The sequence below is a fragment of the Enterococcus sp. HY326 genome, from assembly GCF_026157065.1.
Classification (GTDB): Bacteria; Bacillota; Bacilli; order Lactobacillales; family Enterococcaceae; genus HY326.
Genome location: NZ_JANLGQ010000001.1, coordinates 772,613 through 788,832 on the forward strand (window position 1 = coordinate 772,613; position 16,220 = coordinate 788,832).

A 16,220-nucleotide genomic window follows, 5' to 3' on the forward strand; every position below is an offset into this window, starting at 1 on the left:
CACATTCCCTCTGTCTCGTAAATTAGTTTGAATCACAAAGACAAATCCAAGCGAATTCCCTTCATCATTTTGTAAAATACTTGCGGCACAGCCCAGATAACTTGTTGATTATTATTTAATTAATTCAGCGACTTTTTCTTGGCTTAAGTCATCATATTCTGGCGCCCATTTGCTAGCTGTAACGGCTGCTTTAACGTCAGAAATTTCTTCTCGGTTCAAGCCCTGCGCTAAAACTGATTCCACGACAACTTCAGCAATAATTTGCGAAAAGTCAGTTATTTTGGAAACTGGTGGTAAAACTGCAGCTCCTGGTTGGCTGACATCAACAATCCCGCCTAGTGCCCGGCTAGCTTTAGAAATAGTTTCCGCTGTAACCCGAGTCGCTGTGGAAGCAATTAAGCCCAAGCCTAAACCTGGATACATTAATGCATTATTAGCTTGACCAATTTGATAAGTCACGCCTTGATACTCCACATCTTTGGCTGGGATTCCCGTGCCGACTAAGGCCTTGCCATCAGACCAAGCAATTAAATCCACCGCTTTGGCTTCAGCTAATTTTGTCGGATTTGATAAAGGCATAATAATTGGCCGAGGTGTATTAGCGGCCATTTCCTTAACAATTGCTTCAGTAAATGTTCCTGGTTGTGTTGACGTTCCAATCATAATCGTTGGCTGAATTGTTTTAACAACAGCTTCCAAATTAGTTAATTCAGCAGCGTTAGCAAATTCGCTGCGTTTTCTAGCAAAAGGAATTTGGCCAGGTGTTAAGCCAGCAGTGTCCGAAAATAATAACCCTTGCTTGTCGACTTGATAAAAATGTTTGCGGGCCTCGTCTTCAGGCACGCCTTGACGCACCATTTCATCTAATAAGATATTAGCAATCCCAACGCCAGCTGTACCGGCGCCAAAAGTTAAAATTATTTGGTCTGCTAGGGCTTCACCTGAAATATTTAAACCACCAAGAACACCCGCTAACACGACAATTCCTGTTCCTTGGATGTCATCGTTGAAGGTCGTAATTTTATCTTGGTATTTTTCTAAAATAGTCGCTGCATTGCCCCGACCAAAATCTTCCCAATGCAAAAGCAGTTCTGGAAATAAATCTGTCGCTGCTGTCACAAATTGATCAATAAAATCATAGTATTCTGTCCCTTCAATGCGGGCATGGCTATTGCCTAAATACAAAGGGTTGTCCAGCAATTCTTGGTTGTTGGTCCCAGCATCAATAGAAACAGGCAGAACTTGCGCCGGATTAATACCGGCTGCGGCTGTATAAACCATCAATTTACCAATGGCGATATCCACACCATTGACACCCCAGTCTCCCATTCCTAAAATGCCTTCTGCATCCGTGACTACGATTAAACGAATATCCCGACCATCAGCAGCATTAGCAAGGCCCGCTTTAATATCCTCCGGTGAATCAACTGAAAGAAACGCAGCATCTTGTGGCTTCAAGAAAATTTCATTGTATTGTTCAATGGAATCGGCCACAACTGGATCATAGACAACTGGCATAAATTCCACCAAATGTTGTCCCATTAATTTATAAAATAATGTGCGATTGGTGTTGAAGAGATTCATCAAAAAAATTCTTTTTTCTAAGTCAGATGGTTTGCTTAAATATTGTCCGTAAGCTTGAACAGCTTGCTGTTCCAAGGTTTGTACTTGACTTGGCAGCATGCCGGTAATTCCGTATTCTTTTCTTTCTGCCACTGTAAAGGCTGTGCCCTTATTTAAAAAGGGATTGTTTAATAAATTTAATCCAGTTAACATTGCTGGTTCCTCCTAAATAATTTCCGGTTTTTATTGTGCTTGAAAATATTTTTGAAAATTTTCATCTTCTCGATTACATAAATGAGTATAAAAAAAAGAATTTGTTATAGTCAAAAAAGGGCGTTATAATAAATTAATTTTATATGAGGAGCTGGCACATTATGCATTTACGGGATCTGGAATATTTCCATCAATTGGTGATTCAAAAAAATTTCACCAAGGTAGCTACTTATTTTCAGGTGAGTCAGCCCACCGTAACCTATGCAGTAAAAAGATTAGAGGAGAAATACGCAACGCAATTAATCTTTCGTGACCAAGCTCATCATGCCATTCAAATTACAACTGCTGGAAAAATTTTGGACGGTCACATTCGTACTATTTTAGAGCAGCTGACTTTAGCAGAACTCGACATCAACCGCTTGAAAAAAGAAAAATTTGAAATCGGTCTGCCGAATATCATCGGCAACTACTACTTTCCTAAGATTTCAGTGGAGCTTTTTTCGCAAAATTTGATGGAAGCAATCAATCTAAATAATGGCGGGTCTCAAGATATGTACCGCCTGTTGAAAAGTGGCAAGCTAGATGCGGCCTTGATTGGTTCCACCCAATCAATTTTAGACGAACAGCTGGATATTGAATTATTAGCTGAAAAACGCTTTATGATTGTTGTCAGTAAAAATCATCCGCTAGCCAAACAAACTAGCGTCTCCTTTAGTGCCTTAAAAGATGAGAAATTCATCATGTTCAACGAGCATTTTGTTCATCTAACTGGTTTTAAAAAATTAACCAAGCAGGCAGGCTTCACTCCGGATATTGTGTATCAAACCAGTGATTTGAATATTATTAAAGGGATGCTGAAGGAGCAAGTCGGCATCAGTTTCTTAACGGAAATTGCCATTCAAGACACCGATGAACTGGTTACTTTAGCAATTGACGACTATCCGCAGCCCACTTTTATGATCTCTCTGGTACTACCACATAATCCCGTCCACTCTCCAGAACTAGTTAAAATTTTAAAACTCATTCGCAACTATCCCTATTAAATAAGCTGCCACTTTTGGCGGCTTTTTTTACGGGATGCTACGGGACTAAATTTGTCACAGACTGTCATTTTTAACAGTGACTTTCAAGAAAAATAATTATTTTGCCAGCAAAAAAGAGTAGTGAGCCAAATTCACTAAGCTGCTACTCCTTTAAAAAAATGTTGCTATTTACAAAAAAAGTGTTGCTAGAAGTCTCTTTTAAAGAGCTTTCCGCAACACTTATCGTTTTAAACTAATTTAATCAATTTCATTTTGACGCTTTATGCCGCTCACCATTTGGGGAGAGCATGCTGATTTTTTTGATATGAGGAATCGGAATCATCCGAATCTGCTGTTGATCACCAGCAACTTTTAACATCACATGTTCTTTTCCGACAGTTTTGCTGGCCACCCACCCAGAGACCGTTTCAAAAATGTCAGAGTTATCCTCCTGCAAGCGCAGCACCACGGTACTTTTTTGTGAGGCCGCCAATTGTAATTGGCGCACAATGTTTTCCTGGGCTACTTCTTGTTCAGCTTGACTGACTGACTCATCTAAAAAAGCGCTCAGCTTACTTTTAGACAAGAGCATGGCTAATTTTCTTTTTGGGTTTTCTTTATTGGCCATCAAAACAACCTCCTTAAACAAAGGCAACACTCTTATATTTTACCAAAAAAAATGCATATTTTCAATATTCACTATTTATTTTGGGGTTAAAGCCCCATTAAAACGCTTTTTATAATTGTTTTTGGATTTTTTCCAACCACTTTTCACTAGCTTCTTCAATTAATTGGTAAGTAAGCTGGAAATTTCCAGTATAATAAGGATCTTCAATCGCTTGTTCTTCCTTTCCGGGAACAACACTCAACATCATAAAGAATTTATCTTGAAACTCCGGCTGACTCAACTCAGCCAAATCCGCCAAATTCATGTCATCCATGCCGATGATAAAATCGGCCTCAGCAAAGTCAGCGGCTGTGATTTTACGAGAGACAATCCCTGAATAATCAATCCCGTGTTTTTGCAATTCCTTTTGTGTGCCAGAATGCGGCCTGTTACCGGCCTCCCAGCTGCTAGTAGCTGCTGAATCAATTTCAATAACATCCTCTAAGCCTACTTCTGTCACCTTCTGGCGAAAGACAGCCTCGGCCATCGGTGAACGGCAAATATTGCCAAGACAGACAAAAATTACTTTCATATAGATCCCCACTTTTCATCAGATTGTTCTTTGGCATACAGGCGATAGGAGAAAAATTCGGTATCCTTAGCTAAACGAAACAGCTGTACAGAAATTTCTAACGGCGTTTCCTGAAAACCTTCTAAAATCCAGCTGGTCAAAATCCCAGAACAGCCATAGGAGAAAAACCGGGCATAAAACTGCTTGTCTTCTGCAGACAGCTCATGTTCGACATCCATATTTTCAAAGAGTTTAATAAAGAGCTGATGAATCACGGTGATAAATTCCTGCACCAAGATCTCAGCATTATCTTTGACGGTATGCTGATAAAAATTTTGATTGCTATTCATCGCTGTCAGCATTTTTAACGCTTGTTCTTCCCAATTATCAATATTCACCTCAGCGGCATCTAAAAAATGCAGTGAATCCTCTTGGTAGACCCAGCGTAGCAGCTGATTTTTATCAGAAAAATGATAATAAAAAGTTTGCCGATTAATGCCGGCAGCCTCAGTTAATTTTTGGACACTGATTTTTTTAAAGGGTTCAGCTTGGGCTAATTTCAATAATGCCTTGGCTAAGTCTTGTTTCGTCGCAGTCGCCATAAAGCCTCCTATTTTTAAGAATTGGCCTGCAAGCCAAAATGCAGATAAGCAAAATCCGTTACAACTCGACCTCGAGGCGTGCGGCGTAAAAAACCTTTTTGAATCAAGAAGGGCTCGTACATATCTTCAACAGTTTCCATTTCCTCACCGATATTCACCGCCAACGTGCTTAGCCCCACCGGACCGCCGCCATATAATTCTATCATGGTTTTCAATAATTTCTGGTCAACATAATCCAAGCCGGCTTGATCCACCTGTAAAAGGGTCAGTGCCTGATCGGCAATATTGCGATGAATAATACCATCACCTTGTACCTGAGCAAAATCCCGCACTCGTTTTAATAAGCGGTTGGCAATCCGCGGGGTACCACGGGAGCGGCGGGCAATTTCATAGGCCCCCTCTTCGACAATCTCCGTTTGAAAAATATCAGCCGAACGCAGAACAATTTCTTTTAAGTCTGCATCTTCATAATATTCCATATGGCAAATAATTCCGAAGCGATCCCGCAAAGGTGCTGACAACATGCCAGCTCGTGTGGTCGCACCGATTAAAGTAAACGGTGGCAGTGGAAAATGTACTGGATGAGCCGTCGTACCTTGGCCCACCATAATATCCACGTAAAAATCCTCCATCGCAGAATAAAGCATTTCTTCTGCGACCCGTGGTAGACGATGAATTTCATCGATAAATAAAACATCCCCAGGCTGCAATTCATTCAAAATTGCAATTAAATCTCCCGGGCGTTCAATTGCCGGCCCGCTAGTGGTGCGAATGTTGACAGCCATTTCATTGGCAATCACCATGGCCATCGTAGTTTTCCCTAACCCCGGCGGACCATATAGCAACACATGATCCAAGGCCTCTTCCCGATTTTTCGCCGCTTCAATGTAAATCGTCAATTCCTGCTTCACTTTATCTTGACCGATATACTGGGTTAAAAACTGTGGCCGCAGAGATTTTTCAATGATTTCTTCATTGTCATTTGTATTAGGCGAAACAATTCGTTCATCCATCTATGCCGCTCCCTTCCTTTTATTTTTTCATAAGTAATTTCAACGCTTCTCGTAGATACTGGTCGGTAGTTTGTCCGACAGTCTCCGGCAATAATTTTGCTACTCGCTTAACCTCTTTTTCACTATAGCCCAATGCCGCCAAAGCTTCCAACGCCTCCACTAAAGCAGAATCAGCTGCATTAACAGCTGTCGGTTTTTTTTCAACCGGAAAATCAGCAACTAATTCTCCAAGTTTGCCCTTTAAATCTAAAATCATTTGCTGAGCAGTCTTCTTACCAACCCCAGGAAACTTCGTCAGGTAAGTGACATCGTCCGCTTCAATCGCTTGAATCAAGCCACTGTGATTATCATTGGCTAAAATAGCCAGTGCACTTTTCGGACCAATCCCAGAAACGCTGATTAATTTTAAAAACAGCTGCTTTTCTTCCAGATTTTCAAAACCATATAATAACTGGGCATCCTCTCTAATCACCTGATGCAAATAAATTTTCACCTGACCATTCAGCTGACTGCTATAACGATAAGGATTACCCATCGCAATCTGATAGCCGATTCCTTGATTTTCCACAACTAAATACAGTGGGCTGATATACGTCACCACACCATTTAAATATTCGTACATATTTTGTCCTTCCTGCTGCTAACTAAATTTGCATTTGCTAGTACATACGTTCGCTTTTTATTGTAGCATAAAACGCAGCGAGTTTGGAGTGGGTTATCAAGACAGAAAAATTACATATTTTTGCAAAAAAACTGCCAGAGAATATATCTCTGACAGTTTAACACCTTATCCAACTAAATCTAAATACTCGCCATAGCCTTCCGCCGCCATTTTATCAGCAGGAATAAATTTCAAGGCTGCAGAATTGATGCAATAGCGCAAACCGCCTTGATCAACTGGGCCATCATTAAAGACGTGTCCCAAATGGGAGTCGCCTTCTTGGCTGCGAACTTCCACACGATGCATTCCATGGGTGAAGTCAGCTTTTTCTTTTACGCCTTTTTTGACAATCGGCTTGCTGAAGGCTGGCCAACCGCAACCGGCATCGTATTTATCCGTTGAACTAAATAGAGGTTCCCCGCTGACAATATCGACGTAGATGCCCTTTTCATAAAAGTCATCATATTGACCAGTGAATGGTCGTTCCGTTGCATTTTCTTGGGTGACCGCATAAGAAATATCTGATAGTTCTTCTTTAAGTTTTGCTTGGTCTAATTCTTCTTTTTTCATTTTAATCATCTCTTTCTGGAAGCCTTAGATGGGCTAATCATAATGCCAATCAGAAAAAATTGCGAACCATATGCTCAGCCCTTGCGGCGTCTGGCAAATTCGACAAATCGAAACTTATCTAAGCGGTGAATCGATTCGGTATATTCAAAACAGCGGGTATCCTCTAAGAAAACTAAACTGCGGACAATCACCACATGGGTATCCTCGCCTAAATCCATCAGCTCCTGCATTTCTTCATTGGCAGGCTCAACGGTGATTTCTTTTTGGGCATAGGCAATATCCAAATTCAATTCATTTTCAAAATATTCGTAAATTGAATCCTGCGCCCGTTCCTTCGGCAATTGCGGGATGGCTTCTTTTAACAGAAAATCCCGGTCTAAAATAACCGCTTCTCCGCCAATTTTTCTTTGGCGAATTAATTTCCACGCCTCAGCTCCCTTGGGCCAGCCGGTCACATCGGCCAATTTTTGGCGAACTAATACCTCGCCTAATTCCACGACAATCGTTTCATTGGGGATGTGTTGGCTCTCCTGTAACTCTTTAAAGCTGGTCAAACCAGAAATCGGAAAATCAAAGCGATTCATATCTAAAACAATCGAACCCTTGCCCTGCTTTTTTTGAATATAACCGGCGTTGGTTAACAGGGTCAGCGCCTTACGAATCGTTTCACGGGAGACACCATAGATTTTAATCAGTTGATTTTCACTAGGGAGCAGACTTTGTGGGGGATAATCGCCGGCTAAAATCTTTTTTTCCAGGTCTAAAAATATTTCATTGAACTTATTCATCCCCGCAGCTCCTTTCCCTATTTTTTCAGCAAGTCTGGAATTGATAATTCATCTAAACGGTGCACAGTAATATCAGCACCCGTCAAAGGTTCGCTAGCCAATACACCGACGGCAAACATGCCGGCCTTTTTAATCCCTTCAATACCAGCCGGAGCATCTTCAAAGCCAATCGCTTCTTCAGGCTGAATATTTAAAATTTCAGCCGCCCGAATAAAGATTTCTGGATCTGGTTTGCCTTTTTTCAACGTGTTTGGGTCAACGATGCCTACAAAATCAGCGGCAACACCTAATTTTTCTAAAATAAATGGCGCATTTTTAGAAGCGGAAGCAATCGCACTCGGCACCTTTAATTTTTGAGCCTCTGCTAAAAACTCAGCCACACCCGGCAGTAAATCTTTTTCGGTTAAACCCTGTAACAATGCAACGTACTCGGTATTTTTTTTTGCTGCTAGTTCGGCTTTTTCCGCTTCAGTAAAGTCATTTTCTTTACCACCATGAGCCAAAATCCGATTTAAAGAATCCATACGGCTGATACCCTTCAATTGTTCATTGAATTCTAAGTCAATTGAAATACCGATTTTATCCGCCAAATTTTTCCAAGCGATGTAATGATACTTGGCCGTATCAGTGATTACGCCGTCTAAATCAAATACAAAACCTTTTTTCACGAGTATTCCTCCAATATTAATTAGTCATTGCTAAACAATCAAGGGTTGTCGCTTGATTGCCGGTTAAAAAGATTTGTTTCCCATTGAACTCAACTTCAACATCTTGGTCGGCTAAAATCGTCGTGGTTTCTGGACGGATGGTGATACTGAAATGAATCCCCCGCCGTTTAACTTTAAATTGTAATTCTTGCCAACCCTTTGGTAATTTTGGTTGCAGGATTAATTTATCTTGGCGAATATCCAGTCCCGCAAAGGTGGTTAACGTGATATACAAAGTCGCCGCCATCACACCGGCGTGAATCCCCTCAGCGGTGGTGCCCCCTTGAATATCCCGATAATCTGAATACAAAGCCTCTTGGTATAATTGCCAAGCTAAATCTTGATTATCAATTATTTCCGCCAGTTGCGCATGGACTACTCGCGACAAGGTCGAGCCATGGGAGGTGCGGGCTAAATAATAATCCAGATTTTTTTCTAAGTAATCCTCTGGTAAATTATACCCTAAATCTGCTAAGATTTGATCAATTCGTTCCTTACTAAAATTATAAAAAGTCATCAAGGTGTCCGCCTGCTTGGCTACTTGATAATCATCAGCCGACTCGCCTTCAGCCCGCAGAATTCGGTCCATCCGATAAATATTGCCGTATTTCTCCCGGTAATAATCCCAATCGACTTCCTTTAGCTCAAAATAATTCGCAAATTGAGCGATAATCCCAGTTTCGTTAATTTCTAAATTCAAGCCGTGACAAATTTCTTCCATTTGTTTACTGTCTGCAGCTGAAAAATCAGTTTTCTGCCGAATCTCCGCCACTGCAGTAGCTGGCAATTCTGCAAAAAGTTTTGCGATTTCTTCAAAGAGCCAAACCACTGTCATATTGGTGTAAGCATTATTGTTTAGACCACCAGCTTCTTGATGCGGATAAGCCTCATGGAATTCATCTGGACCCATCACGCCATTAATATTATAGCGCCCATCATGATCTTTTTCAGCAATCTTCAGCCAAAATTTCGCAATTTCCAGCAGCATCTCAAGACCCATTTCTATCATAAATTCTTGGTCCAGCGTATTTTGATAATACAACCAAAAATTATAGGCCACGGCTAGAGAAACATGCCGCTGCAAGCGACTGTGGTCTTCATCCCAATCACCGCTGACTGGATTTAAATGAATTTCCTGGGATTGCTCATCACCGGTTAAACCAGACTGCCACGGGAACATCGCCCCTTGATAACCGGCCTGTTCCGCCAATTTTTTAGCTTCCGGTAAACGATCATACCGATATTGCAACAATTGTTTGGCAGCACTTGGAAAATGCATAATGTAAAACGGCAAAATAAATAATTCATCCCAAAAAATATGTCCACGATAAGCTTCACCATGCAAGCCGCGAGCAGTTACCGAAGCGTCAATTTCCTTGGCAGAAAGTGGTGAAGCAGAAGCCAGCAGATGGAAGGTGTGCAGTCGCAATAGTTTTTGCGACATATAGTCCCCCGCCACTTTGACATCAGCTTGGTCCCACAATTTTTCCCAAGCTTTTTTTGAAGCTTGGAAAACTTCGGAAAAATTAGGAAATTCTGTTGGCTGCTGAATTTTTTTAGCGGTCGAAATTTCGACAAAAACTGTTTTCTCAACGTTCAGGGTCTCCCCTTGAGCTGCTGTGAATTTGGCTGTCTGTTGGATTTTCTTTTCTGAAATAGCTGTCTCCCATGTTGTCTCAGGTAAACTTTTCAACTTGCTTTCTTGGTGAATCGTAATATTAGAATCACTAGTGTGGGCAATAATTTTTGCATTAGTCCCTGTCCCGCTGATTTCATCAATTTCTAAGTGCTGTTGATTCAAACTGCGGTAACGGGCCACATTGTAATTAATAATAACGCCGTTGCCTTCAGCAAAAATCGTAATCTCGCCAGAAAAATTCAATGGTGTGACTTGATAGCGCAGGCTATAGAGATTACGCTGCGCCATGCTGACAATTTTTTCAGTAGTGACTAAAACTTGCTGCCCCTTTTGATTTTCATAAATCATGCGGCTGGTGAATAAACCGCTGTTCAACGCCAACGTGCGCTCCATTTCCAAAATCTGGCCTTGAGTAAAATTAAAAACTTCACCATCAATTGCAAAGGACAAGCCCTGCATGCTTTGGACATTCACCAAATCTTCATTGGTAATTTCTTGACCCTCGACAACTGATTTAGTTTCATTATAAACACCAGCTAAATAAGTCGCCGGATAAAAATCATCGCTGATGGTCATCTCCGGAGTCGTCCCCCGCAGCCCGATAAAGCCATTGCCGACAGTCAGCATGGATTCGATTGAATATTCTTCTTTCCCTTTTTTTAAATCATAATAGTTAAACTGCCAGACATCTTCTGTTTCCTCCTGCTGGCTGACAAAAACTAACGGAACATTTAAGGTCTCTGATAATTCCTTAGCTAATGATTTAGCTTTAGTTTGAAGTCTCCCCAACTCATTTGATAAATCAAGATGAATCACTTCTATTGCTAAAGTTGGCTGTGAAGCTTTTATTGAAGCAAGAATATCGCTTGCTGTACTATCAGTTGAAAAAACATATTTGTCTGTCGCCAGTGTCAAAATAAATTGCTCGTCGATTTCTGTGATGGTTAAGTTTTTCATTTTATCACCTTCCATGTATATACAAGTTAATTCGATTATAAATTGAAATGTAAACTTTTTCAAGGGGAGCAGTTAAATTTTATCAAAAACACTTGTTAGGCTATTTTTTCTAAAATTTCGTGATTAAAACATTTTTTGAAAACGCTTAACATTTTATTTAATTAACAATTGAATAGCTTTTTTAGTATAAGCAACGTTATTTAGAAGTATCAGCCGCAATTTTTAACCGCAAAAACAATTTTACAGAAAACGCTTGCTTATTCTCTTTGCGGATGCTATTATAAATCCATCAAGACAACTTGCTTATACAAGCTAATTTTGAAAGGAGCCAAGAACATGGGAAAGTATCAAGTAGATGCTGAGAAGTTGCTAAAGGAAGTCGGAGGGAAAGAAAACATTGCCGCTGTCACCCATTGCGCAACTCGAATGCGTTTTGTTTTAAACGATCCTGCCAAAGCCGATAAAGACGCCATTGAAGAAATTGACTCAGTTAAAGGGATGTTCACCAATGCTGGACAATTCCAAGTAATCATCGGAAATGATGTTTCCGTTTTCTACAATGATTTTAAAGAAATTTCCGGTATCGAAGGTGTCTCTAAAGAACAAGGAAAAGTTGCCGCTAAACAAAATTTAAATCCGGTCCAGCGGGCAATCAGTGTATTGGCAGAAATTTTCACACCAATTATTCCTGCGATTATCGTCGGCGGGCTAATTTTAGGTTTCCGAAATGTGTTAGAAGGAATTTCGTTTGACTCATTAGGCGGTACAATTGTCGAGCACTCCCAATTTTGGGCGGGGGTTAATAGTTTCTTATGGTTACCAGGGGAAGCCATTTTCCACTTCTTACCTGTTGGTATCACATGGAGTATCGCTAAGAAGATGGGCACCACGCAAATCTTAGGAATTGTTTTAGGGATTACTTTAGTTTCACCGCAATTATTAAATGCTTATTCTGTTGCCAGCACAGCTGCGGCTGATATTCCTGTGTGGGATTTCGGTTTTGCTCAAATTCAAATGATTGGTTACCAAGCACAAGTCATTCCAGCAATGCTCGCCGGGTTCCTCTTGGCCTATCTGGAAATTTTCTTTAGAAAACATATTCCACAGGCGATTTCGATGATTTTTGTACCGTTGCTTTCATTACTCCCAACTATTTTTGCGGCCCACGTTATTTTAGGCCCAATCGGTTGGACAATTGGCTCATGGATTTCAAGCATCGTGAATGCTGGCCTAACTTCTTCATTGAATTGGCTTTTCGGAGCGGTCTTTGGCTTCTTGTATGCACCGCTAGTTATCACTGGTTTGCATCATATGACCAATGCCATCGATATGCAATTGGTAGCTGATTTTGGCACGACCAATCTCTGGCCAATGATTGCTTTATCAAATATTGCGCAAGGTTCTGCGGTCTTGGCGATTATTTTCGCTCACCGGGGCAATAAAAAAGAAGAACAAATTTCAATTCCAGCAACAATTTCTTGTTATCTAGGGGTAACTGAACCAGCAATGTTTGGGATTAACTTGAAATACGTTTATCCATTTGTCGCTGCCATGACAGGTTCTGCATTAGCGGGAATGTTTGCGACTTTAATGGGCGTCCGGGCCAACTCTATCGGTGTCGGCGGTCTGCCAGGAATTTTGGCGATTAATACAACAGAAGGCGGCGGAATGATTGCCTTCGCCATCGCAATGCTGATTGCTGTTGTTGTTCCAATTGCTCTAACACTTTTCTTCCGTCGTCAGGGAATCTTCAATAAACTTGATCCTGTCGATGAAAAAACTGGTGAGCTGTATGTCGATGAATTGGCAACGGCTGGCGCTGGTGCAAACGGCAGCAATCCAAATGCTGCTAGCTTTACCGCTAGCATGCCAACCAGTACTGAGACAGCAACTGAAATTCTTTATGCGCCAGCTTCTGGAAAAATTATTCCAATGGCCAAAGTTGCTGACCCTGTCTTTGGACAAAAAATGATGGGGGATGGTTATGCCATTCAACCAACTGATGACGATGTATACGCTCCAGTCAAGGGGAAAATTACTTCTATCTTTGGCACAAAACACGCCATTGGTATTTTAACTGAAACCGGCGCTGAAGTTTTATTGCACATGGGCTTAGACACTGTTGAATTAAACGGCGAACCCTTTGACATTTTAGTAGCTGAGGGCGACACTGTCACCCCAACAACAAAAGTCGCAGTTATGAATCGGGAGGCTGTTGAAGCGGCCGGTAAGAAAACCGAAATTGTTGTTGCCTTAACCAATGCTGAAAAAATTGATCGTTTAGTCTTAACTGAAGTCGGTACTGTCACAGCCGGCGAAGAATTAGGCGAAGCAGAAATCAATAGCTAAAGATAAAAATGGCTCGTTGCACTAATCCCGCAACGAGCCATTTTTTTAGTTAAATTGATTAAGCATTTTCTGGACAACACCAATTGGAAAACTGACAATGCTGTAATAATCACCGTCAATTCTTTGAACAAAAGTTCCCGCTAAGCTTTGAATACCATAGGCACCGGCCTTATCTGCATAGTCACCAGTGTCCAAATAGCGATTGATTTCTTGATCTGTTAATTCATAAAAAATAACTTTGGCTGTCGCTAATTCATGAAAAATTTTATCACCTTGGCGCATGGTCACCGCCGTATACACATCATGAGTCCGACCGCTTAATTGTCTCAGCATAGCAAAGCCAGCCGACCGATCAACGGGTTTGCCTAAAATTTGATTGTCAATCACCACAATCGTGTCACTGGCAATCACTAAGGCATCAGAGTGTTTGGCGGCAATCACCGCCGCTTTATCCTCTGCCATTTTTTTACATAGTCAACTGGTGCATACTGATCTTTGACTTCTTCATCAATGTCAGCCGGCATCACTGAAAAGGCCGGCACTAGCCAAGCTAATAATTCTCTTCGCCGAGGAGATTGGGAAGCTAATATAATATCCATAGTAAAACTCCTTATTAATGAGGATCTTGAATGCGTTTAAACATCCGTTCCATATCTGAATTTGTAAAATGAATTAAAACTGGTCGGCCGTGGGGACAATTATAGGGATTTTGACATTCTGCTAAATCCCGTAATAGGACCCGTGCTTGGGCTTCGTTTAAATAGTGGTTGGCTTTGATTGATCTTTTACAGCTCATCATAATGGCTGTCGCCTCCCGAAACTTCTTGACACTGACGGAGCCTGTTAACAACAGCATGTCGATCATTTCTCTGATAATGCTTTCTTCCTCACCGGCGGGATACCAAGTCGGATGAGCCCGCACGATAAAGCTATTTTGGCCAAACTCTTCTAATTCAATACCGACATCGGCTAAGACAGTCAGCTTTTCTTTTAGTTTGAGGGCATCGCTATTGGGATAATCCAAAACAAAAGGAATCAACAACTCCTGCTGGTCATTAGACACTTCACCAATTTTTTCCCGATAATATTCATATTTAATCCGTTCTTGAGCGGCGTGCTGATCAATGATGTAAAGACCGGCCTTACTTTGAGCAAATAGATAGGTGCCATGCATCTGTCCAAAATATTCCAGCATCGGAAAGCCGCTTGCCAAGGTTGCTTCCTTTTCCAACCGTTGAATCGTTTGATCCAACAGACGACTGCTGTCCTGCTGAGCAAAATCAAATTCGGGATGCAGCTTCAAATCCTCTTCATACACTTCTTCGTCAACTTGGGCTGCAGATTCATCTGCTATTAATTTATCATCAGCATTAATGCTAGCTTGTTCTTCTTGCGGCAGCGGTTGTTCAGCAGGATTTTCAAAATGGCCCTCATCTGAGGTTGGCACTTCCCCACCAGTCTCCTGCGTCACCCCATTGTCGAAAATTTGATAATCTGAAGGTGGATAGTTTTCAGCAATTTCTGGTGACTGATGATATGCTTCAGAGCTTTCACTAGAAGCTTCACTAGTATTTTCGCTAGAGCTTTCCGTTGATTCAGCAGATACAGGTTGTTTAACATAAAAGCTGCCGGTCACCGGGTCATAGGCCAAAGAACTTGGTTTACGATTGGGATGGCTGTCGGGAGTTGCCGATAGCTCCATCTCAATTTGTTCTGATTTTGGTTGATCCGTTACTTTTTTCTTAAAGCGCAGATTGTCAGCTGCGCTGGGAATTAAATTAACCTCCTGCAGCGCTTCTCTAATGGCTCCAGAAATTAAATCGGTCAATTCCTTTTCTTTAGACAGCCGCACCTCTTGTTTGGTGGGGTGGACATTGACATCAACTAACAAAGGATCCATCGTCACTTCGATGACGGCAATCGGAAAACGCCCCACCATTAATTTCGAGCCATAACCATTAACAATTGCTTTATTTAAAGCGTAATTGCGAATGTAGCGGCCGTTAATAATCGTCGACAAATAATTTCGACCGGCTCTGGTGACCTCCGGCAGCGAAACAAAGCCCTTCACTTGAAAATCTAAATCATCTGCTTCAATGGCTAACATTTTGCGGGCTGTCGTCATGCCATAAATACCAGCTATCGCTTGTTTTAAATCGCCGTTGCCAGTGGTTGCTAGCATTTTATTGCCGTCATGGACTAGGCGAAAGGCAATCTGCGGATGGCTTAAAGCTAGACGATTGACGATGTCGCCGATATTGGCTAATTCCGTCTGCAGAGATTTAACATATTTTAAACGGGCCGGCGTATTAAAAAATAAATTACTGACTGAAATCTTGGTCCCTTGCCGCAAAGGCGCTGGCCGGTGTTCTTCAATCCGGCCGCCTTTTAATTTTACAAAACTGCCTTCTTTGCTATCCGCCACCGCCGTTTCAATCGTCAACTCAGAAACAGAGGCGATACTCGGCAATGCCTCGCCGCGAAACCCTAGCGTGCGGATGCGAAATAAATCGTCCCGGCTATGAATTTTACTGGTGGCGTGGCGCTTAAACGCATTCTCCACATCCTCATTGGCAATCCCCTCGCCGTTATCGGTGATTTGAATTAATTTCAAGCCAGCTTCCTCCACCAAAATATCAATTTGGCTGCTGCCGGCGTCAATCGCATTTTCAACCAATTCCTTGACGACTGAGGCCGGTCGTTCTACCACTTCACCAGCCGCAATTTGATTTGCTAAGCTTTCCGAAAGTTCTTGAATCTTAGCCATCGCAATTCCTCTTTTCTTAATAGGAGGGCCTGTGACAGTAGTCTTTTTAACAGATGAAATCCCAAACTATATTATTTTTGCTCCTGCGGTCCAGTAGGTCCGAATCGCAAATTAACAATATTTAGTGGTTTTCACTAGATACCGTTCGAAAAATCCGGCTCTGTTTTAACTAATGTCACAGCCCCCTCTGT

The 16,220-nt window shown here is 41.6% G+C and carries 13 protein-coding genes and 1 pseudogene; 2 read left to right on the forward strand and 12 right to left on the reverse strand.

The genetic code is table 11. From position 1 onward, the window contains the following. Window positions 1–111: 111 nt before the first annotated feature. Window positions 112–1,776 (reverse strand): malolactic enzyme, encoded by a 1,665-nt coding sequence (locus ORH16_RS03725; RefSeq protein WP_265456343.1) that lies wholly within the window; start codon window positions 1,774–1,776, stop codon window positions 112–114. Window positions 1,777–1,937: 161 nt separating this feature from the next. On the opposite strand from ORH16_RS03725, the gene ORH16_RS03730 reads away from it, so the two are divergent. Then, a complete protein-coding gene (locus tag ORH16_RS03730; RefSeq protein ID WP_265456345.1) occupies window positions 1,938–2,819 on the forward strand; it encodes a LysR family transcriptional regulator in 882 nt (293 codons plus the stop codon). A 247-nt stretch (window positions 2,820–3,066) separates the two neighbouring features. Here the strand turns inward: ORH16_RS03730 and ORH16_RS03735 are convergent, their stop codons facing one another. The 9 genes from ORH16_RS03735 to ORH16_RS03775 all read right to left on the reverse strand — a co-directional run bounded on the left by ORH16_RS03735 (window position 3,067) and on the right by ORH16_RS03775 (window position 10,913). Beyond that, window positions 3,067–3,426 (reverse strand): hypothetical protein, encoded by a 360-nt coding sequence (locus tag ORH16_RS03735; RefSeq protein ID WP_265456346.1) that lies wholly within the window; start codon window positions 3,424–3,426, stop codon window positions 3,067–3,069. A 109-nt stretch (window positions 3,427–3,535) separates the two neighbouring features. Continuing rightward, window positions 3,536–3,997: a low molecular weight protein-tyrosine-phosphatase gene (locus tag ORH16_RS03740; RefSeq protein WP_265456348.1), complete on the reverse strand. Its 462-nt coding sequence runs from the start codon at window positions 3,995–3,997 to the stop codon at window positions 3,536–3,538. Then, window positions 3,994–4,578 carry a TetR/AcrR family transcriptional regulator gene (locus ORH16_RS03745; protein ID WP_265456350.1) on the reverse strand — a complete coding sequence of 195 codons (585 nt, stop codon included), beginning with the start codon at window positions 4,576–4,578 and terminating at the stop codon, window positions 3,994–3,996. Before ORH16_RS03745 ends, ORH16_RS03740 begins: the two co-directional genes overlap by 4 nt. 14 nt (window positions 4,579–4,592) lie before the next feature. Then, entirely contained in the window at window positions 4,593–5,591 is a 999-nt protein-coding gene (gene ruvB / locus ORH16_RS03750; protein WP_265456352.1) for a Holliday junction branch migration DNA helicase RuvB, read from the reverse strand. A 19-nt stretch (window positions 5,592–5,610) separates the two neighbouring features. Beyond that, window positions 5,611–6,213 carry a Holliday junction branch migration protein RuvA gene (ruvA, locus tag ORH16_RS03755; RefSeq protein ID WP_265456353.1) on the reverse strand — a complete coding sequence of 201 codons (603 nt, stop codon included), beginning with the start codon at window positions 6,211–6,213 and terminating at the stop codon, window positions 5,611–5,613. Window positions 6,214–6,378: 165 nt separating this feature from the next. Further along, complete coding sequence (gene msrB, locus ORH16_RS03760) at window positions 6,379–6,822, reverse strand: peptide-methionine (R)-S-oxide reductase MsrB (protein ID WP_265456354.1); 444 nt, start codon at window positions 6,820–6,822, stop codon at window positions 6,379–6,381. A gap of 74 nt (window positions 6,823–6,896) precedes the next feature. Next, the gene (gene treR, locus ORH16_RS03765) at window positions 6,897–7,610 is read right to left on the reverse strand and encodes a trehalose operon repressor (RefSeq protein WP_265456356.1); all 714 of its coding nucleotides are present in this window, start codon (window positions 7,608–7,610) and stop codon (window positions 6,897–6,899) included. A gap of 17 nt (window positions 7,611–7,627) precedes the next feature. Beyond that, on the reverse strand, window positions 7,628–8,278 hold the full coding sequence (pgmB, locus tag ORH16_RS03770; RefSeq protein WP_265456357.1) for a beta-phosphoglucomutase: 651 nt from the start codon (window positions 8,276–8,278) through the stop codon (window positions 7,628–7,630). A 16-nt stretch (window positions 8,279–8,294) separates the two neighbouring features. Beyond that, window positions 8,295–10,913, reverse strand: coding sequence for a glycoside hydrolase family 65 protein (locus ORH16_RS03775; protein WP_265456359.1), 2,619 nt, complete (start codon window positions 10,911–10,913; stop codon window positions 8,295–8,297). Window positions 10,914–11,249: 336 nt separating this feature from the next. On the opposite strand from ORH16_RS03775, the gene treP reads away from it, so the two are divergent. Further along, window positions 11,250–13,262 carry a PTS system trehalose-specific EIIBC component gene (gene treP, locus ORH16_RS03780; RefSeq protein WP_265456361.1) on the forward strand — a complete coding sequence of 671 codons (2,013 nt, stop codon included), beginning with the start codon at window positions 11,250–11,252 and terminating at the stop codon, window positions 13,260–13,262. A 45-nt stretch (window positions 13,263–13,307) separates the two neighbouring features. Here the strand turns inward: treP and ORH16_RS03785 are convergent. Beyond that, a pseudogene (locus tag ORH16_RS03785) lies at window positions 13,308–13,861 on the reverse strand (Maf family protein). A gap of 14 nt (window positions 13,862–13,875) precedes the next feature. Beyond that, a complete protein-coding gene (gene mutL / locus ORH16_RS03790; RefSeq protein WP_265456363.1) occupies window positions 13,876–16,029 on the reverse strand; it encodes a DNA mismatch repair endonuclease MutL in 2,154 nt (717 codons plus the stop codon). Window positions 16,030–16,220: the final 191 nt, after the last annotated feature.